The organism is Acidovorax sp. MR-S7 (assembly GCF_000400995.2).
GTDB lineage: Bacteria > Pseudomonadota > Gammaproteobacteria > Burkholderiales > Burkholderiaceae_C > MR-S7.
In genome coordinates, this window is sequence record NZ_DF238915.1 from 1 (window position 1) to 18,948 (window position 18,948).

The 18,948-nt window shown below is 72.9% G+C and carries 12 protein-coding genes; 6 read left to right on the plus strand and 6 right to left on the minus strand.

All coding sequences use genetic code 11. From position 1 onward, the window contains the following. Nucleotides 1-131 precede the first annotated feature (131 nt). Genes AVS7_RS09475 through AVS7_RS09495 form a run of 5 tightly spaced genes read right to left on the minus strand, consistent with a single transcriptional unit; the run spans nt 132 to nt 7,737 of the window. On the minus strand, nt 132-1,334 hold the full coding sequence (locus AVS7_RS09475; RefSeq protein ID WP_020228213.1) for an HD-GYP domain-containing protein: 1,203 nt from the start codon (nt 1,332-1,334) through the stop codon (nt 132-134). Between the two features lie 9 nt (nt 1,335-1,343). Beyond that, on the minus strand, nt 1,344-4,412 hold the full coding sequence (locus AVS7_RS09480) for an efflux RND transporter permease subunit (RefSeq protein WP_020228214.1): 3,069 nt from the start codon (nt 4,410-4,412) through the stop codon (nt 1,344-1,346). 12 nt (nt 4,413-4,424) lie between these two features. Next, nucleotides 4,425-5,594, minus strand: a complete 1,170-nt coding sequence (locus tag AVS7_RS09485) for an efflux RND transporter periplasmic adaptor subunit (protein ID WP_024001255.1) — start codon at nt 5,592-5,594, stop codon at nt 4,425-4,427. Nucleotides 5,595-5,629: 35 nt separating this feature from the next. Further along, complete coding sequence (locus AVS7_RS09490; protein WP_020228216.1) at nt 5,630-7,033, minus strand: efflux transporter outer membrane subunit; 1,404 nt, start codon at nt 7,031-7,033, stop codon at nt 5,630-5,632. Next, the gene (locus AVS7_RS09495) at nt 7,030-7,737 is read right to left on the minus strand and encodes a CerR family C-terminal domain-containing protein (protein ID WP_020228217.1); all 708 of its coding nucleotides are present in this window, start codon (nt 7,735-7,737) and stop codon (nt 7,030-7,032) included. Before AVS7_RS09495 ends, AVS7_RS09490 begins: the two co-directional genes overlap by 4 nt. Nucleotides 7,738-7,926: 189 nt before the next feature. Here AVS7_RS09495 and AVS7_RS09500 point away from each other — a divergent pair, with 189 nt between their 5' ends. The 4 genes from AVS7_RS09500 (at nt 7,927) to AVS7_RS09515 (ending at nt 11,109) form a co-directional block, all read left to right on the plus strand. Further along, a complete protein-coding gene (locus tag AVS7_RS09500; RefSeq protein WP_020228218.1) occupies nt 7,927-8,610 on the plus strand; it encodes a GntR family transcriptional regulator in 684 nt (227 codons plus the stop codon). A gap of 86 nt (nt 8,611-8,696) precedes the next feature. Then, the gene (locus AVS7_RS09505; protein ID WP_034690495.1) at nt 8,697-9,785 is read left to right on the plus strand and encodes an isocitrate/isopropylmalate dehydrogenase family protein; all 1,089 of its coding nucleotides are present in this window, start codon (nt 8,697-8,699) and stop codon (nt 9,783-9,785) included. Between the two features lie 39 nt (nt 9,786-9,824). Then, nucleotides 9,825-10,793 carry a tripartite tricarboxylate transporter substrate binding protein gene (locus tag AVS7_RS09510; protein WP_024001256.1) on the plus strand — a complete coding sequence of 323 codons (969 nt, stop codon included), beginning with the start codon at nt 9,825-9,827 and terminating at the stop codon, nt 10,791-10,793. Between the two features lie 25 nt (nt 10,794-10,818). Then, entirely contained in the window at nt 10,819-11,109 is a 291-nt protein-coding gene (locus AVS7_RS09515; protein ID WP_020228221.1) for a putative quinol monooxygenase, read from the plus strand. A gap of 6 nt (nt 11,110-11,115) precedes the next feature. Here AVS7_RS09515 and glnE read toward each other — a convergent pair whose 3' ends face one another. Continuing rightward, nucleotides 11,116-13,860, minus strand: coding sequence for a bifunctional [glutamate--ammonia ligase]-adenylyl-L-tyrosine phosphorylase/[glutamate--ammonia-ligase] adenylyltransferase (gene glnE / locus AVS7_RS09520; protein ID WP_020228222.1), 2,745 nt, complete (start codon nt 13,858-13,860; stop codon nt 11,116-11,118). A 106-nt stretch (nt 13,861-13,966) separates the two neighbouring features. On the opposite strand from glnE, the gene AVS7_RS09525 reads away from it, so the two are divergent. Together AVS7_RS09525 and AVS7_RS09530 are read left to right on the plus strand one after the other, a co-directional pair. After that, a complete protein-coding gene (locus AVS7_RS09525; protein WP_034690499.1) occupies nt 13,967-18,115 on the plus strand; it encodes a YhdP family protein in 4,149 nt (1,382 codons plus the stop codon). After that, nucleotides 18,112-18,927, plus strand: a complete 816-nt coding sequence (locus AVS7_RS09530) for a carbon-nitrogen hydrolase family protein (RefSeq protein ID WP_020228224.1) — start codon at nt 18,112-18,114, stop codon at nt 18,925-18,927. The genes AVS7_RS09525 and AVS7_RS09530 overlap by 4 nt, the downstream gene beginning before the upstream one ends. Nucleotides 18,928-18,948: the final 21 nt, after the last annotated feature.

Genomic DNA, 18,948 nt, shown 5'->3' on the forward strand with positions numbered 1-18,948 from the left:
TCGCGCATTCAAAACGGCTGGCGTCCAATCGTGCCTATTCGGATCCGTCAATCATGGGGTTGTGAGAGGTTCCCGTATGCCCGGGAAGCACCCGCGTGCGCAAGGGTTTCAGATGGTTGCGACCATCACGTTCAGACAAGCGCCAGCAGGCGCGGCAGCTGCACCTGCACCCGCACTGCGTGCCGCGCCACGGGGGCGGACACCTTCCAGCCGGACTGCGCCGTGTCGCGGGGGATCATTTCGCCGGTCGGCAGGCCGTCGCGGTTGAGCACCACGGCCACGCGCGGCGTGGTGGCGCTGGCGCCGCGCCGCAGCACCACGCCCACCTCCTGGCTGGCCAGCCGGACGAAGGTGCCCGGCGGATACACGCCCAGCGTCTTGACCAGCGCCGCGCCGGCCTCGTCCACCTGGCGCTCCTCGTCGTAGTAGCTGGCCTGCATGGCCGCCGTCACCGCCATGGGGGGGCGTGTGGCGCGCGGGGCGATGCGCGCGCCGAACACGTCGGCGCGCTGGATGAGCCGGGCCATCTGCTGGCCTTCGCTGCGCGCGGACAGGGGACCGGGCGTGCGGCGGTGGTGGTGCCGCACGGCCTCCAGCCACGCCGGGTCGGCCACGCCGAGCTGGCGCAGCTGCGCCTCGGAATGCTCGGCATGGCCCTGGATGGACTGCACCTGCGCGGCGGTCAGCGGCTGGGTCTGCTGGGCGAGCTGGTCCTGCAGTGCTGTCATGGCGACGTTCATCGACAGCGCCGCCTGCCCCAGCCGGTCCACCCGCTCCTGCGGCCAGCGCAGCGTCTCGTGCGCCACCACCATGCAGACGCAGGCCACCAGCAGGGCGTGCGTGGCGCTGTAGAGGCGGGTCTCCTGCGCGGACAGGTAGACCAGCGCGAGCAGCGTCGCGTCGGGCGCCTGCTGGCAGTGGCGCGCCAGCGCCTCGCGCAGCGCCTGCAGCCGCCGCGGGAAATCGGCCGCGGAGGGCGCGCGCAGCAGCTGCGTGGCGTGCAGCTGCAATTCGGCCCAGTCAGGAAGCCCGCTCTGCGCGGCGCCCTGCGGGCCCTGCGCGGCGGCGGTGATCTTCATGGAGGCGATCTGCCCCAGCGGGTTCTCCGACAGCAGCATCTGCTGCAGCTGGGCCAGGTAGGCGCGGTGGCTGTCGCCGGACTCGTCCGTGTCCACGCACAGCTGCAGGCCCCGGGCCAGCAGCACGTCCAGCTCCGCGCGGTTGCGGATCACATAGCCCTTGTGGGCCAGCAGCGCGCCATCGGCCCCGCGCAGCGCGAACGGTAGCGGATGGCCGAGCTGGATGGAATCGATGTTCAGCGCGACGAGATGCATGGCGGCCCATTATCCGGCGCCGTCCGCGCGCCGCAGCACGCAGCGGCGCAGCCAGCGCTCGAAATCGTCCACGTAGGTGAACACGGCCGGCACCACCAGCAGACTGAGCACGGTGGAGGTGATGAGCCCGCCGATCACCGCCACGGCCATGGGCGAGCGGAAGCTCATGTCCGCGCCGCCCAGCGCCAGCGCGATGGGCATCATGCCCGCGCCCATGGCCAGCGTGGTCATGATGATGGGGCGTGCGCGCTTGTGGCAGGCGTCCAGCAGGGCGTCGATGCGGCTCATGCCATGGTCGCGCCGCGCCACGATGGCGTATTCCACGAGCAGGATGGAGTTCTTGGTGGCGATGCCCATGAGCATGATGAGCCCGATGAGCGAGGGCATCGAGAAGCTCTTGCCCGCCAGCAGCAGCGCCACGAACGCGCCGCCCAGCGACAGCGGCAGCGCGGCCAGGATGGTGACCGGCTGCAGGAAGTCCTTGAACAGCAGCACCAGCACGATGTAGATGCACACCACGCCGGTGAGCATGGCCAGGCCGAAGCTGGCGAACAGCTCGCCCATCATCTCGGCGTCGCCCACGTCGATCAGGCGCACGCTGGCGGGCAGGCCGCGCACGGCGGGCAGCTGGCGCACGGCCTCCGTCACCTCGCCCAGGCCGCGGCTGCCCAGCTCGATTTCGAAGTTCACGTTGCGCGAGCGGTCGTAGCGGCTGATGACGGCCGGCCCGCCCGCCACCGCGAGCTGGGCCACCTCGCCCAGCCGCACCGGCCCGTGCGCGCCGGGCACGGCCAGGCGCTCCAGCACCGACAGGTCCTCGCGCGCCGCGTCATCCAGGCGCACGACGATGGGCACCTGCCGCTGCGCCAGGTTGAGCTTGGGCAGGTACTGCTCGTAGTCGCCCACGGTCGCCACGCGCAGCGTCTCGGCGATTGCTTGCGAAGTCACGCCCAGGTCGGCGGCGCGTGCGAAGTCGGGGCGCACGGCGATCTCCGGGCGCACCAGGCTGGCGGTGGAGCCGATGCCGCCGATGCCGGGAATCGTGCGCAGGTCGCGCTCCACCGCGCGCGCCGCGTCGGCCAGGGCCTGCGGGTCTTCGCTGGCCAGCGCCAGGATGTACTTGTCGTTCGATCCGCCCAGGCCCACCTTCACGCGCACGCCGGGCACGTCCTGCATGGCCGCGCGCAGGCGCTGCTCGATCTCCTGCTTGAGCGGGCGCTCGTGGCGCGGCGCCATGCGCAGCGTGAGCGTGGCCTTGCGCGGGTCCGCCGCGCCGCTGCCGGCGAACGGGTCGGCGCCAGCCGAGCCGCCGCCGATGGTGGTGTAGATGCTCTCCACGTGGCCCACGGCTATGGCGCGCCCGGTGGCCAGGGCCACGGCGGCGCGCGTGTCGGCCAGCTTGCTGCCGGGCGGCAGCTCCAGCGTCACCTGGGTCTGCGCGTTGTCGTCGGCCGGAATGAAGCCCGAGGGCAGCAGCGGGATCAGCGCCAGCGACCCCACGAAGAACAGCAGCGCGCCGATGAGCGTGAGCACCCGGTGCCGCAGGCACCAGTGCGATGCGCGCATGTAGGCGGCCAGCCAGCGCGGCTCCTTCTCCGCCGCCACGATGGGCTTCATGATGTAGGCGGCCATCATCGGCGTGAGCAGCCGCGCCACGACCAGCGAGGCGAACACCGCCAGCGCCGCCGTCCAGCCGAACTGCTTGAAGAAGCGCCCGGCGATGCCGCTCATGAACGCCGTGGGCAGGAACACCGCGATCAGCGTGAAGGTGGTGGCGATCACGGCCAGGCCGATCTCGTCGGCCGCCTCCATGGCCGCCTGGTAGGGCGTCTTGCCCATGCGCAGGTGGCGCACGATGTTCTCCACCTCCACGATGGCGTCGTCCACCAGGATGCCCACCACCAGCGACAGCGCCAGCAGCGTGATGATGTTGATCGAGAAGCCCAGCAGGTGCATGCCGATGAACGCCGGGATCACCGACAGCGGCAGCGCCACGGCCGAGACGATCGTGGCGCGCCAGTCGCGCAGGAACAGCCACACCACCACCACCGCGAGGATGGCGCCCTCGTAGAGCAGCTTCATGGAGCTGTCGTACTCGTCCTGCGCGATGTCCACGAAGTCCACCGTGCGCGTGAGCTTCAGGTGCGGCTGCTCGGCCTGCAGCGCGTCCAGCGCCTTCTGCACGCCCGCGCCCACCTCCACCTCGCTCGCGCCGCGGCTGCGCGAGACCTCGAAGCCGATCACCGGCTGGTCGTTCAGCAGCGCGGCGGTGCGCGGCTCGGCCACCGTGTCGGTCACCGTCGCCACCTGGTCCAGGCGGATGCGGCGCCCGCCGGAGATGGGGATCTCCAGCGCCGCGATCTCCTGCGCCGTCTGCACCGTGGCCAGCGTGCGCAGCGGCTGCTCGGCGCCGCCCAGCTCGGCGCGCCCGCCCGCGTTCTCCACCTGCACCTGGCGCAGCTGGCGCGACACCTCGGCCGCCGTGGCGCCCAGGGCCTGCAGGCGCAGCGGGTCCAGCGCCACGCGCACCTCGCGCGTGACGCCGCCCACGCGCGCGACCGCGCCCACGCCGGGCACGGCCAGCAGGCGGCGCGTGAGCGTGTCGTCCACGAACCACGACAGCTCCTGGTCGTCCAGCTTGCTCGACGCGATGGCGAACGCCAGGATGGGCTGGCTGGACAGCTCCAGCTTGGTGACGATGGGGTCGCGCAGGTCGGCCGGCATGTCGGCGCGCACGCGCGAGACGGCCGAGCGCACGTCGTCCACCGCCTCCTGCACGGGCTTTTCGAGCTGGTACTCGGCGGCGATGGTGGCCGTGCCGTCCACCAGCGTGCTGGTGATGTGCTTGAGGCCCTGCGTGGTGGCGATGGCGTTCTCGATCTTGCGCGCCACGTCCGATTCGAGCTGTCCCGGCGCCGCGCCCGGCAGCGCGGCGGTGACCATGACCACGGGCAGGTCCATGTCGGGAAAGTTCTGCACCTTCATGGCGCGGAACGACAGCAGGCCGGCCAGCGTCAGCAGCACGAACAGCATCGCCGCCGGAATGGGGTTCCTGATCGACCAGGCGGACAGGTTCATGGCCGATGCTCCTTATTTCGTAGCTGATTGCGCTCGACTGGCGGGCGCTGGGGGCTGTTTCTGCTCTGATGCCGCGGCCACGCGCACCACGTCGCCGTCGTTCAGGAAGGCGCCGCCCTGCTGCACGATGCGCGCGCCGGGCTCCAGGCCTTCGGTGATCTCCACATTTGCGCCGGTGCGCTGGCCGGTGCGCACGCGGAGCATGCGAACGCGCTCACCTTGGTCGGAAGCCTCCAGCGCGAAGACGTGGCTGAACCCGTCGCGCACCACCACGGCCGACAGCGGCACCGACAGCGCGTCGCGCGCGCCCAGCAGGAATTCGCCGCGCGCGAACATGCCGGCGCGGATGTCCGGGTGCGCGGGCAGATCCACGTAGACCAGCGCGTTGCGCGTCTGCGGGTCCACCGTGGGGGCGAGCATGCGCACCGTGCCCTCCACCTGCGCGCCGCTGGCGGCGGTGACGGTGGCCCTGGCGCCGGGGCGCAGGCGCGGCAGGTCGCTGGAGGTGACCTCCGCGCGCCATTCCAGCCGGCCCTTGCGCACCATGCGGAACAGCTCCGTGCCCGCGCCCACCACGGCGCCCACGGTGGCCATGCGCGCGGAGATCACGCCGCTGTCGGGCGCCAGCACCTGCGTGTGCTTCAGGCGCAGCTGCTGCGCGTTGAGCGCGGCCTGCGCGGCCTCCACGCGCGCCTGGGCCGTCTGCGCGGCGGTGGCGTACTGCTGGATCTGCTGCTGGCTCAAGGCGCCCGAGGCGCTGAGCGTGCGCGCCCGGTCGGCGTTGGCCTGGGCCTCGCCCAGCGCGGCGCGTGCCTCCGCCACGCTGGCGCGGGCCTGGGCCACGTCGGCCTGGATGGTCTCGGGCGCGAAGGTGGCCAGCACCTGGCCGGCGCGCACCGCGTCGCCCACGTTCACGCGCACCTCGGCCAGGCGCAGGCCACTCACCTCGGCGCCGATGCTGGCCTCCTGCCATGCGGCCACGTTGCCGTTGGCCGGCAGGCGCTCGGCCACCGCGCCGCGCACGGGCTGCGTGGCGACCACGGTGAGGGCGGGGCGCGGCGCGGCGGCGGGCGCCTCCTGCGCCGCGCGCGACGGGCCGGTGGCCACCAGCGCGCCGCCGGCGGCCAGCGCGGCCAGCACGGCCACGGCGATGAGGGAGGGGGAGGAAGTCAGACGTTGCATGGAAGGCATCCGTTGGAATGTCGGGGTGCAAGGGTTCAGGGTGTGGCGGCGGCTTCGGTCCAGCCGCCGCCAGCGGCGCGATAGAGGGCGATCCACGCGGCCATGCGCTCTTGCTCGAGCGTGACCAGCGCGGTCTCGGAGGCGAGCTGCGTGCGGCGCGCATCCTCCAGCTCCACCAGGCTGGCCATGCCGGCGGTCCAGCGCGCCTGCGTGGCCTCGAACGAGCGGCGGTAGCCGTCGGCCGCGCGGCGCGCATCGGCGCTGCGGCCGGCAGTGCTGTCCAGGCGCACCAGCGCCTGCTCCACCTCGCCCACGGCCTGGCGCACCTGGGCGTGGTAGCGCTGCACGGCGCTGTCGTAGCGTGCGCGGGCCGCGTCCACCTGCGCCGCGCGGCGCCCGCCGTCGAAGAGCGGCAGCGTCACCGCCACGGGGCCGATGGACCAGGTGTTGCTGGTGACCTCCACGCCGCCGCTGCGCACCAGGCCGCGGCCGATGGAGCCGCTGAGCGTGACGCGCGGCAGCCGCTGGGCCTGGGCGTCGCCCACCTCGGCGCTGGCGGCGGCCACCTCGCGCTCGGCGGCGTACACGTCGGGGCGCTGGGCCAGGGTTTGCGCGGGCAGGCTGTCGATGGCGAACAGCGCGTCCTGCGGACGCAGCGGCGGCGCGGCGGCCAGTTGCGCCCGCAGCGCCGGCTCGGCGCGGCCCGTGAGGGTCACCAGCGTCTTCACATCGATCTCGCACTGCAGCCGCTGCTGCGCGGCGCGCCCCAGCGCGTCGGCATGGCTGGCCGTGGCCAGCGCGGCGGTGGCGGGGGCGGTGAAGCCGGCGCGCTCGCTCTCCTGCGCCAGCCGCGCCGTCTCGCCGCGCGAGCGCGCATCGGCCTGCGCCACCGCGAGCTGGCGCATGCAGTGGTGCCAGCCGCTGTACTGCAGCGCCACCTCGGCGGCCACGGAGACGCGCGCCTCGTGCCACTGGGCGCGGGCGCCCGCCAGGCGCTCGCGCGCGGCGTCCGCCACGGCCGCGTTGCGGCCGAACAGGTCGATCTCCCAGCCCGCCTGCAGCCCCGCCTGGGCCACGGTGGCGATGCCGCCCACCTGTTCGTTGAAGCCGCGGCTGGCGTTGGCCTGCGCGTCCAGCGCGGGCAGCAGCGCCGCGCGCGCCGCCACCTGCTGCGCGCGTGCCTGCGCCAGCTGCGCGCTCGCCTGGGCCACCGTGGGGCTCAGCGCCTGCGCGTCGCGCACCAGCTCGCCCAGCAGCGGATCGGCGTGAAGCTCCCACCAGCGCGCCAGGTCGGCCACGCTGCCCTGGTGGGGCACGGGCGCGTGCCAGCCGGCGGGCGTGGGTGCCGGGGCCTGCGCGGGCGGGCGCTGCACGGCGCAGGCGGCCAGCAGCAGGGGCAGGGCGGCGAGCGCGAGACGGGAAGGGCGGAAAGGCGTCATGGGGCGGGTGGGCGGCGGCGCGAAGGGGAAGCGGGGGCAGGGCGTGCCGCGCGGGCGCGGCGGCGGCGTTCGGTGGCCACCATGGCCAGCGCGAATTCGGTCAGCTGCTCGGCCCAGCGGTCCACGGCCTCGGGCGTGGCCAGCAGGTGCGGCTGCATGGCGGCCACCACTTCCTGGTGGCCCCAGAGCTGGAAGGCCATGCCGGTGAGAGTCAGCGTGAGGCGGTGCAGGTCGTCGTCGGGCGCCGCCAGCCCCAGGTAGCGGCACAGCAGGGCGGCCATGGCCTCGTTGGGCGCGCGCACGTCGCGCTCCAGCTCGATCTGCCACTGCGCGGTGGGCTCCAGCATCTCGCGGATGTGCAGCCGCACCACTTGGCGCGCGATGGCGCCATGGTGCAGCGGCCCCAGGGCGCCCTGGAAGAAGCAGCGCAGCGCGGCGCGCAGGCTCAGGTCCGGGCGGGTGAAGTCGGGCACCAGCGCGTGCAGCGAGCCGAAGGAGTCGGAGAACAGCGCCGCATACAGCGCCGCCTTGTCGCCGAAGTAGTAGCTCACCGCCGCCACGTTGGCCTGCGCCTCGGCGGCGATGGCACGGATGGAGGTCTTGGCGTATCCCTGCTCGGAGAACAGTTTGAGCGCGGCCAGCAGCAGCCGCGTGCGGGTCTGGCTTGTCTCCGGACTGGACGGTGGTGGCGCGATGGTGCTCATCGCCGCGCATTACACCACGGTGAATCAAACGTTTGTTTTATTTTAATGAAAATAGGCTCTAGCGCTTTGCTGGCAAGCGCGAGCAGCTATCTTTTTGGTAGTGCACGCAACTACCCTGAAACATTCAGGGTTATCCCTGCCACAAGGGATTTGTGCATGGATGCATTAACGTATACATTAAATCCCGCCATGACTTCTTCCATTCCTTCGCCAGCCGCCGGCACCCTCAAGGACTCGGTGTACGACACCATCCGCCGCCGCATCCTCGACAACGCCTGGCCTCCCGGGCACCAGGCCCTGGAGCAGGAGATCGCCCTGGAGCTGGGCGTGAGCCGAACACCCGTGCGCGAGGCGCTGATACGCCTGGAGCGCGAAGGGCTGGTGCAGGTGGTGCCGCGCCGCGGCATGCGCGTGCTGCCGCTGTCGGCCACGGACATGCGGGAGATCTACGAGGTGCTCACCGCCCTGGAAAGCCTGGCCGCGGAAATGGTGGCCAAGCGCCATCCGACGGCCGCCGAACTCGCGCCGCTGCAGCAGGCCACGGACGCCATGGAGGCCGCGCTGGCGCAGGGCGACCTCGACGCCTGGGCCGCGGCGGACGAAGACTTCCATGCCCGGCTCGTCACCCTGGCGGGCAACCGCCTGCTGGCCGAATCCGTCTTCGGCCACTGGGACCGCGCCCACCGCGCCCGCATGTTCACGCTGCGGCTGCGTCCCAAGCCCGTCAATTCCACGCAGGAGCACCGCGCCTTGCTGGACTGCCTGCGCGCGGGCGACTCGGCCGGCGCCGCGGCCGTGAACCGGGCGCACCGCCAGCGGGCCAGCTCGGAGCTGCTCGCGATCTTCGAACGCTACCGGCTGCAGCAGGTCTGAGGCCGTCCCGCGGGGGTCGCCGGCTGCGTCCGCGCCGGCCAGGGCCGCCGCATTTCTTCGCCACTTCCACTCCCACCCATCCATCCATGAAGCAGAGTCATCACATCGCAGTGCTCGCCGGAGACGGCATCGGCCCCGAGGTCATGCGCGCGGCCGAGGCGGTGCTGGCCGCCACGGCCCGCCGCATCGGCACGGGCTTCGCGCTCGAATGGCTGCCCGCCGGCGCGCAGCACTACCAGGACACCGGCGAGGCGCTGCCCGACGCCACGCTGCGCGCGTGCGAGTCGGCCGACGCCATCCTCTTCGGCGCCATGGGGCTGCCGCACGTGCGCGGCGCCGACGGCACGGAGATCATTCCGCAGATCGACCTGCGCATGGCCTTCGACCTCTACGCCGGCGTGCGCCCCATCCGCACCTTCCCCGGCCTGCCCACGCCGCTGGCGCACCCCCAGGCGCAACAGATCGACATGGTGCTGGTGCGGGAGAACACCGAGGGCCTGTTCTACGCGCGCGGCCGGGGCGACGTGCGCGGCGACGAGGAGGTGTTCGACACCATGCGCATCACGCGCACGGGCACGGCGCGCATCTGCGAGTTCGCCTTCCGCCTGGCCGAGCGCCGGGCGGCGCAGCGCGGCAGCGCGGGCCGGGTGACCAATGTCGACAAGGCCAACGTGTTCGCGTCCATGGCGTTCTTCCGCAAGGTGTTCGAGGAGGTCGCGGCGCGGCATCCCGCCGTCGGGGCCGACAGCGCCTACGTCGACGCGATGGCGCTCAACCTGGTGCTCAAGCCCTGGACCTACGACGTTCTGGTCACCGAGAACATGTTCGGCGACATCCTCTCCGACCTGATCGCCGCGCTCGTGGGCGGCATGGGCATGGCGCCCTCGGGCGACATCGGCGACAAGGTGGGGCTGTTCCAGCCGGCGCACGGCACCGCGCCCGACATCGCGGGCCAGGGCCGGGCCAACCCCATCGCCATGCTGCTGTCCGCCGCGATGATGCTCGACTGGCTGGCCGGGCGCGGCGGCGACGCGCGCCTGTCCGACGGCGCGGCGCTGATCGAGCGCGCGGTGGAGCAGGTGTTCGCCACGGGGCAGGTGCGCCCCATGGAGTTCGGCGGCAGCGACGGCACGGCCGCCATCACCCGCGCGGTGGTCGCCGCGATCGACCGCTGACGGTCCTTTTTCCTCACCACTGCATCCCAAGGAGACAACATGAAACCCCTATGGAAGGCTGCGCTGGCCGCAGCCCTGGCTGCTGCATTGCCCGCCGCGGTGCTGGCCGAGGCATGGCCCGCCCGCCCCGTGAAGATCGTGGTGCCTTCGCCCCCGGGCGGAAGCACGGACCAGATCGGCCGCTCCATCGGCCAGAAGCTGGCCGAGCTGTGGAAGCAGCCCGTCGTCGTGGAGAACCGCCCGGGCGCGGGCCTGACCCTGGGCGCGGACTACGTCGCCAAGTCGCCGCCCGACGGCTACACCCTGCTGATCGGCGCGGTGCACCACTCCATCGCGCAGACGGTCTACAAGAAGCTGCCCTACAACTTCGCCACCGACCTGGCGCCGATCTCGGTGCTGGCCGTCGTGCCCAACGTGCTGGTGGTGTCCAGCAGCAACCCCGCGCGCTCGGTGGCCGACCTCGTGGCCCAGGCCAAGGCGCAGCCCGGCAAGCTGACCTATGGCAGCACCGGGGCCGGAACGGCGCACCACCTCATCGGCGAGAACTTCAACGACATGGCCGGCGTGCAGACGCTGCACGTGCCCTACAAGGGCAGCTCCCCGGCACTGGTGGACCTGATGGGCGGGCAGACGACGATGATGTTCGACACCGTGCCGTCGTGCCTGCCCCTGATCAAGGGCGGCAAGCTGCGCCCGCTCGCGGTGGCGACCGCCAGGCGCTCCTCGGCGCTGCCGGACGTGCCGACCTTGTCCGAGGCGGGCCTCAAGGGCTTCGACATCGCCACCTGGTTCGGCCTGATGGCGCCCGCGGGCACGCCGCGCCCGGTCATCGACAAGGTGCACGCGGACGTGGCCCGCATCCTGGCCGATCCCGAGATGCGCAAGCAGTGGATCGACATGGGCGCGGAGCCCGTCGCCAGCACGCCCGACGAGATGGCGCGGCAGATCAAGGACGAGATCGCCAAGTTCAGCGCGCTGGCCCAGAAGGCGCGCCTGAGCCTGGACTGAACGCAGGCAGAACAAGGAGCCCTCCATGACCCTCGCATTGGTCGTCGACTTCACCGTCCGGGCGGAACACCGCGCCGATTTCGAGCGCGCGCTGGCCGAGAACGCGCGCCAGACCCGCGCGGCCGAGCCCGGCTGCCAGCAGTTCGACATCTGCCGCGACCCCGCCGATGCGTCGCGCATCTTCCTGTACGAGCGCTACGACGACCAGGCCGCGATCGACGCGCACCTGGCGGCCGCGCATTTCCTGGCCTTCGACGCGCTCACGCGCTCCTGGGTGGAGCACAAGAGCGTTCGGCGTTTGGAATTGGTGGACTGAGCGGGTTCAGCCGAACACCGCGCGCCACAGCGCCAGCACCGCGTCGCGCTCGGCGGCCAGCGCGTCCTGCGGCACCCGCGTGGGCTCCTCGTTGAGCCGCGCGCGGTGCTGCACTTGGCGCAGCGTGCGGTAGGCGTCGGCGGCGGCGCGACCCACGCCCGCGGGCAGCAGGCCGGCGGCTTCGGCGCGCTGCAGCAGGGCGATGTTGCCCACGTTGCCCTGCAGGCCGGGGTGGGCGGCGGACTGCGACAGCACGAGGTACTGCACGGCGAATTCGGCATCCAGCATGCCGCCGGGGCTGTGCTTGACCTCGAACTGCCCGGCGGGCACGGGGTGGGCGGCGTACAGGCGCTGGCGCATGGCCTGGATTTCGCCGCGCAGCGCCGCCGCGTCGCGCGGAGCGGTGATGACGGCCTCGCGCACGGCGTCGAAGCGCGCGTGCAGGTCCTCGCTGCCCAGCACGAAGCGCGCGCGGGTCATGGCCTGGTGCTCCCAGGTCCAGGCGGTGTTGCTGCCGCGCCGCTCCTGGTAGTCGGCGTAGGCCTTGAAGCTCGTGACCAGCAGGCCGGAGTTGCCATTGGGGCGCAGCTCGGTGTCGATCTCAAACAGGTCGCCCTCGCCGGTCTTCACGGTGAGCCAGTTGATGAGCTTGCGCACGAAGGCGGCGTAGACCTCGGAGGCGCGCTCGTCGTCGTCGTCGAAGACGAAGACGATGTCCAGGTCGCTGCCGTAGCCCAGCTCCTTCCCGCCGAGCTTGCCGTAGCCGATGATGGCGAACTGCGGCCCGCCGTCATCCGTGCGGTGGCGGTTCTTCAGCCGGTCCCAGCACCAGCGGGCCGTGATGCGCAGCACGCTGTCGGCCAGCAGGGACAGATCGTCGGCCACCTGCTCGACGGTGATGCGCCCCTCCACGTCGCGCGCCAGCGTGCGGAAGGTCTCGGCATGGTGGGCGCGGCGCAGCAGGTTCAGCAGGTTCTCGTCGTCGTCCTCGCCGGTGGACTGCAGCGCGGCCAGGCGCAGGCCCAGTTCACGCTCGAAATCGGCGGGCACGAAGCGCTCGGACAGCAGCGCGCCGCCGGCCAGCTCGTCGATCACGCCCGGGTGCTGCAGCATGTAGCGCGCCGGCCACTTGGCGGCGCCCAGCAGGTGCAGCAGGTGCTCGTGCACCGAGGGGCGCTCCAGCAGCAGTGCCAGGTAGCTTTCGCGGCGCAGCAGGGGCTCCAGCCAGTCCACCAGGCGCACGGCGGCGGCTTCGCTGGCCTTGCCGTCGGCCAGCCAGCGGCCGGTGCGCTGCACGATGCGCAGCAGGCGCGCGCGCGCCTCGTCGCGCAGGCCCTGTACGCGCGGGTGGGTGCGCCACTCGGCCACGCGCTCGCGCAGCCGGGGCGGCAGCTGTTCGAGCAACGCGTCCAGGTCCGGCGCGCCGGCCACGCCCGATGCGGCCGCGCGCGGGCCGCCGCAGCCGCCGCCCGTGCACTGCTTCTTCTCGGGGCCGCCGAGCAGGGTGTCGAACTCCTGGGCCACCAGCTCGCGGTGGGCGTCGAGTTCGCGCAGGAAGTCGCAGCAGCTCAGGCCCAGGGTCTGGGCGATCCAGGCCAGGTCGTCGTCGCGCGTGGGCAGCACATGGGTCTGCTGGTCGTCCAGGTACTGGATGCGGTGCTCCACGCGGCGCAGGAAGGTGTAGGCGTCGGCGAGCTGCGCGGCCGTTTCCTGCGGCATGAGGCCGGCGCGCGCCAGGCGCTGCAGCGCCTCCAGCGTGGGGCGGCAGCGCAGCTCGGGAAACTGGCCGCCGCGCACCACCTGCAGCAGCTGCACGGTGAACTCGATCTCGCGGATGCCGCCACGCGAGAGCTTCACGTCGTTGGCGCGCCCCGGGTGGCCCGCGCTGCGCTTGGCCGCATGGTCGCGGATCTGGCCGTGCAAAGCGCGCAGCGCGTCGAACACGGCGTAGTCCAGGTAGCGGCGGAACACGAAGGGCAGCACCACGCCGCGCAGGGCCTGCACCTCCGGGCTGGCGATGCAGTCCAGCGGTGCCACCACGCGGCTCTTGAGCCAGGCGAAGCGCTCCCACTCGCGCCCGTGCACCAGCAGGTATTCCTCCAGCGCGGCCAGCGAGCAGGCCGGCGGGCCGGAATTGCCGTTGGGCCGCAGCGCCAGGTCCACGCGGAAGACGAAGCCATGCTCGGTGGTGTCGCCGACCAGGCCGTAGATCGTCTTGACGGCGCGGGCGAAGTATTCGTGGTTGGAGATGCGCCCGCGCCCGTCCGGCAGGCCGGCGGTCTCGCCGTCGTGCTCGTAGATGTAGATCAGGTCGATGTCGCTCGACACGTTGAGCTCGCGCGCGCCGAGCTTGCCCATGCCGACGATCCACAGTTGCACCGGCTGGCCCTGCGGGCCCTGCGGCGCGCCGTGGCGCGCGTCCAGCTCGGCGCGGGCCTGGCGGCAGGCGCGGTCCAGCGCCAGCTCGGCCAGCCAGGTGACGGGCAGGGTGATGTCGGCCAGCGGGGCGCGGGCGTCGCAGTCCAGGGAGATCAGCCGCTCCATCACCAGCTGGCGCAGGATGCGCAGGGCCGCGCCCAGGTCGTGCCCGGCGGCCAGCAGTGCATCGCAGGTCGCGCCCAGCACGTCCCGCGTGGGCACGCCGGGCGGCAGCAGCGCGAGCTCCTGCGCGTAGCGGCGCCGCAGGCGCTGGTGGAAGCGCGAATATTCCGAAAGCGGGCCTGCAAGGGCTACGGGTTCAATCGAGGACATCTGAACGGCAAAAACGGCACGGCGCGTCCGTACAGAACGACACCGTTGGGTGCTGAACCCTCAGGAGATGGGCGGGTCATAATTCCTGCCACCCTTTTCGCCCGCCATGACAGAGCCTTTGCCCCACCCTTCCCGCTTGCTGAAATGCGTGGCGGGCTGTGCACGATGGGCGCTGGGCGCGCTGCTGGCGTTCTGGCTGCTGCTGGCGGCCGCCTGGGGGGGGCTGCATGGCTGGATTGTGCCGCGTATCGGTGACTACCAAGCGCAGCTCGAACGCTATGCCCAGCGGACACTAGGGGTACCCGTGCGCATCGCCGCCATCGCGGCGCGCAGCGAGGGGGTCTTTCCCACGGTGGAGCTGTCCGGCGTGGCCCTGCTGGACGCCCAGGGGCGCGAGGCGCTGCGCCTGCCGCGCGTGGTGGTGGCGCTGTCGCCGCGCTCGCTGCTGCGCCTGGGGTTCGAGCAGCTCTATATAGACAGCCCCGAGCTGGACGTGCGCCGGGCAGGCGACGGCCGCATCTTCATCGCCGGCCTGCCCTTTCGCGACAGCGCGCAGGGCGACAGCGCCGCGGCCGACTGGCTGTTCTCGCAGACCGAGGTGGCCATCCGCGGCGGCACGCTGCGCTGGACCGACGAGCTGCGCGGCGCCGAGCCGCTGGCGCTGACGCAGGTGGACCTGCTGCTGCGCAATGGCGGCTGGCGCCACGGCGTGCGGCTGGACGCTACGCCGCCGCCCGAGTGGGGCGACCGCTTCACGCTCCACGGCCAGTTCCGCCAGCCGCTGCTGACCACCCACGGCGGGGCGTGGCAGCAGTGGAGCGGCCAGCTGTTCGCGCACTTCACGCGCGTGGACGTCTCCCGCCTGGAGCGGCACGCCGATCTGGGTTCCCTGCGGGTGGCCCAGGGCCGGGGCGCGCTGCGCGCCTGGGTGGACGTGCGGCGCGGCGAGGTGGTGGGCGGCACGGCGGACTTGGCGCTCGCCGAGGTCAACGCCACCCTGGGGCAGGACCTCAAGCCCCTGGCGCTGCGCAGCATCGCGGGGCGGCTCGGGGGGCAATGGCTGGGCGAGGGCTTCGAGTTCTCCACGCAGGGCCTGCAGTTCACCACCGATGACGGCCTGCGGTGGCCCGGCGGCAACGTGGTGCTGCGCCACACGGGGCAGGGCCGTCCGGGCCAGGAGCAGGGCGAGCTGCGCGCCGACCGGCTGGACCTGGCCGCGCTCTCCGAGATCGCCAGCCGCCTGCCGCTGGGCGAGGCGGTGCACGGCGCGCTGGCCACCTATGCGCCGCGCGGGCTGGTGGAGGAGGTGGCGGCGAGCTGGCGCGGCCCGCTGGAGCGGCCGTCCCAATACCAGGCGCGTGGCCGCGTGGCCGGCCTGGCGCTGGCGGAGGTGCCGCCCGGCGGGGCCCCTTCCGCCATGGGCTTGAGCGGTGCGCGCGTGGAATTCGAGCTGACGCAGGCCGGCGGCCGTGCCGTGCTGGCGATGGCCGACGGCGCGCTGCTGCTGCCCGGCGTGTTCGAGGAGCCCGTCGTGCCCGTGCAGCAGCTCGGCGCCACGGTACGCTGGCAGATCGAGGGCGAGCGCATCGCCGTGCAAGCGGGCGACCTGCGCTTCGCCAACGCCGATGCCCAGGGCGAGGCGCGCCTGGCCTGGCACACGGCCGATCCGGCCACGTCGCCCGCGCGCTCGCGTTTTCCCGGCGTGCTGGACCTGTCGGGCCAGCTCGCGCGCGCCGACGGCACGCGCGTGCACCGCTACCTGCCGCTGCACATTCCCGCCGAGTCGCGCCACTACGTGCGCGATGCCATCCTCGCCGGCAGCGCGAGCCAGGTGCGCTTTCGCGTCAAGGGCGACCTGCACGACCTGCCCTTCGCCCACGGCGGCCCGGGCCAAGCCAGGCCGGGCGAGTTCCACATCGCCGCGCGGGTCAAGGACGTTACCTATGGCTACGTGCCGCCCGCCCTGCAGCACCCCGGCGAAAAGCCCTGGCCGGCGCTGGTGGGCCTGGCGGGCGAGCTGGTGTTCGACCGCGCCGGCATGGCGGTGCGCGAGGCCTCGGGCAGCATCCAGGGCATGCCCCGGCTGCGCGTGCGGCAGGTGAACGCGCGCATTCCCGACCTGGAGCACACCGTGGTGGACGTGGCGGGCACCGTGCGCGGCCCGCTGGCCGACATGCTGGCGGTGGTGGGCGCGTCGCAGATCGCGCAGCTCACGCATGGCGCGCTGGACGAGGCCGCCGCCACGGGCGCGGCCGAGCTGCAGCTGGCGCTGAAGCTGCCCATCGACGCGATCGAGCGCTCCACCGTGCGCGGCAGCGTCGCCCTGGCGGGCAACGACGTGCGCTTCGTGCCCGATGCGCCCACGGTCACGGGCGCGCGCGGTGCGGTGCAGTTCAGCGAAGAAGGCTTCACCCTGGCCGGCGTGCAGGGCCGCGCGCTGGGCGGCGAGGTGCAGCTCTCGGGCGGCATGCGCGTGCCGCAGGGCGCTGCCGCGGCAGCCGGCGACTCGGGCGTGCGCGTGCGCGCCCAGGGCACGGCCACGGCCGAAGGCCTGCGCGACGCGCCGCAACTGGGCCTGCTGTCGCGCCTGGCACGGCACGCCAGCGGCAGCGCGGCGTATGCGATGGCCCTGGGCGTGCGGCGCGGCGTGCCAGAGCTGCAGGTCACCACCGACCTGCGCGGCATGGCGCTGGACGTGCCCGCGCCCCTGGGCAAGGCGGCGCAGGAGCCGCTGCCGGTGCGCTTCGAGACGCGCCTGACGCGCGAGGCCGCGGCTTCCGCCAGCGCGCCGCTGCGCGACGAGCTCACGCTGGAGCTGGGCAGCGTCGGTTCGCTGGCCTACGTGCGCGACCTGGGCGAGGGCCGCGCCAAAGACCGCGCCCGGGTGCTCGCGGGCGCCATCTCGCTGGGGCTGGCCCCGGGAGAGGCCGCGCCGCTGCCCGCGCGCGGCGTGACGGCGAACGTGGCGCTGGGCGCGGTCGACGCCGATGCCTGGAGCGCGCTGCTGCAGTCGCCCGCGGCGCCCGGCGCGGCCGCGGGCGCCGCCGCGCCGGCCGGCCCGGAGCTGGACTACCTGCCCACCCAGCTGGCGGTGCGCGCTTCGTCCGTCACGCTGCAGGGCCGCACGCTGAAGGACGTGGTGGCCGGCGTCTCGCGCGCCGGCGAGGTCTGGCGCGCCAACATCGATGCCGACGCGCTGGGCGGCTACATCGAATACCACCCCGGCGGCGGCGACACGCCCCAGGGCCGCGTCTTCGCGCGGCTGTCCCGCCTGGCCGTGCCGCAGGCGGCGGACCCGCAATCGGACGCGCTGCAGGTGGACGCCCTGCTCGACGCGCGCCAGCCCGGCCAGCTCCCGGCGCTGGACATCGTGGTGCACGACTTCGAGCTGCGCGGCCGGCACCTGGGCCGCCTGGAGATCGAGGCCGTGAACCGCGCCACCGAGGGCGGGCAGCGCGAATGGCGGCTGCAGCAGTTCAACCTCTCGGCGCCCGAGGCCACGCTGACCTCCAGCGGCAACTGGGCGCTGCTGGGCGGCGTGGGCGCGCAGCGGCGCACGGTGATGAACTTCCGCATGGACATCCGCGACTCGGGCGACCTGCTCGCGCGCTTCGGCATGGAGGGCGTGCTGCGCCGCGGCAAGGGCCGCATCGAGGGCCAGGTGGGCTGGCTGGGCTCGCCGCTGTCGCCCGACTACCGCTCCATGACCGGCCTGATGAACGTCAACATGGAGTCGGGCCAGTTCCTCAAGGCCGACCCGGGCTTGGCCAAGCTGCTGTCCGTGCTCAGCCTGCAGTCGCTGCCCCGGCGGTTCGCGCTCGACTTCCGCGACGTGTTCAGCGAGGGCTTCGCATTCGACTTCGTGCGCGGCGACGTGCGCATCGCCGAGGGCGTGGCCACCACCAACAACCTGCAGATGAAGGGCGTCAACGCCGCCGTGCTCATGGAGGGCAGCGCCGACATCCAGCACGAGACGCAGCAGCTCCACGTGGTCGTCGTGCCCGAGATCAACGCCATGACCGCCTCGCTGGTGGCCACCGCCATCAACCCCGTCATCGGCCTGGGCAGCTTCCTGGCGCAGGTGTTCCTGCGCGGGCCGCTCATCCAGGCGGCCACGCAGGAGTTCCGCATCGACGGCACCTGGGCCGACCCGCGCGTGGAGCGCGTGGAGCGGCGCAAGCCCGCCGCGCCCGCCGGCGGGGCGGGCGGCGTGGGCGCATCCTCTGTTCCATCCCCTTCAGGAGAGACCTCATGAAAGTCGCCGCAGTGCAGATGGTGTCGGGCGTATCGCTGGCGGACAACCTGGCCCAGGCGCGCAGCCTGCTGGAGCAGGCCGCGCAGGCCGGCGCCGAATTGGCCGTGCTGCCCGAATACTTCGGCGCGATGGGCCTGCGCGACAGCGACAAGCTCACGCTGTGCGAGACCTGGGGCGATGGCGCCATCCAGCGCTTCCTGGCCGGCGCGGCGCGGGAGCTGGACCTGTGGATCGTGGGCGGCACGCTGCCGCTGGCCTGCGACAGCCCTGGGCGCGTGCACAACAGCACGCTGGTGTTTTCGGCCCAGGGCGAGTGCGTGGCGCGCTACGACAAGATCCACCTGTTCCGCTTCGACAACGGCCGCGAGCGCTTCGACGAGGCGCAGACCATCCAGGCCGGCCGCGAACCGGCGCGCTTCACCATGGTTGCGCGCAGCGGCACACCCTGGCGCGTGGGCCTGTCGGTGTGCTACGACCTGCGCTTTCCCGAGCTGTACCGCGCGCACGCCCGCGCCGGCGCCGACCTGCTGCTGGTGCCCAGCGCCTTCACCTACACCACCGGCCGCGCCCATTGGGAGGTGCTGCTGCGCGCGCGTGCCGTGGAGAACCTGGCCTACGTGCTCGCCCCCGCGCAGGGCGGCCAGCACGAGAACGGGCGGCGCACCTGGGGCCATAGCATGCTGGTGGACCCCTGGGGCACGGTGCTGGCCCAGCAGGACGAAGGCCCGGCCGTGGTGCTGGGCGAGCTGGACGCGGCGCACCTGGCGCAGGTGCGCGGCCAGTTGCCCGCGCTGGAGCATTGCGTGCTGTGAAATACTCAAAATTGATAGCTG

What these genes read in the sequence shown, in the direction of transcription:
- AVS7_RS09475 (WP_020228213.1), bottom strand. Translation starts at nt 1,334, where the DNA reads ATGCATCTCGTCGCGCTGAACATCGATTCCATCCAGCTCGGCCATCCG.
- AVS7_RS09510 (WP_024001256.1), top strand. Translation starts at nt 9,825, where the DNA reads ATGAAACCCCTATGGAAGGCTGCGCTGGCCGCAGCCCTGGCTGCTGCA.
- AVS7_RS09485 (WP_024001255.1), bottom strand. Translation starts at nt 5,594, where the DNA reads ATGCAACGTCTGACTTCCTCCCCCTCCCTCATCGCCGTGGCCGTGCTG.
- glnE (WP_020228222.1), bottom strand. Translation starts at nt 13,860, where the DNA reads ATGTCCTCGATTGAACCCGTAGCCCTTGCAGGCCCGCTTTCGGAATAT.
- AVS7_RS09515 (WP_020228221.1), top strand. Translation starts at nt 10,819, where the DNA reads ATGACCCTCGCATTGGTCGTCGACTTCACCGTCCGGGCGGAACACCGC.
- AVS7_RS09530 (WP_020228224.1), top strand. Translation starts at nt 18,112, where the DNA reads ATGAAAGTCGCCGCAGTGCAGATGGTGTCGGGCGTATCGCTGGCGGAC.
- AVS7_RS09490 (WP_020228216.1), bottom strand. Translation starts at nt 7,033, where the DNA reads ATGACGCCTTTCCGCCCTTCCCGTCTCGCGCTCGCCGCCCTGCCCCTG.
- AVS7_RS09525 (WP_034690499.1), top strand. Translation starts at nt 13,967, where the DNA reads ATGACAGAGCCTTTGCCCCACCCTTCCCGCTTGCTGAAATGCGTGGCG.
- AVS7_RS09495 (WP_020228217.1), bottom strand. Translation starts at nt 7,737, where the DNA reads ATGAGCACCATCGCGCCACCACCGTCCAGTCCGGAGACAAGCCAGACC.
- AVS7_RS09480 (WP_020228214.1), bottom strand. Translation starts at nt 4,412, where the DNA reads ATGAACCTGTCCGCCTGGTCGATCAGGAACCCCATTCCGGCGGCGATG.
- AVS7_RS09500 (WP_020228218.1), top strand. Translation starts at nt 7,927, where the DNA reads ATGACTTCTTCCATTCCTTCGCCAGCCGCCGGCACCCTCAAGGACTCG.
- AVS7_RS09505 (WP_034690495.1), top strand. Translation starts at nt 8,697, where the DNA reads ATGAAGCAGAGTCATCACATCGCAGTGCTCGCCGGAGACGGCATCGGC.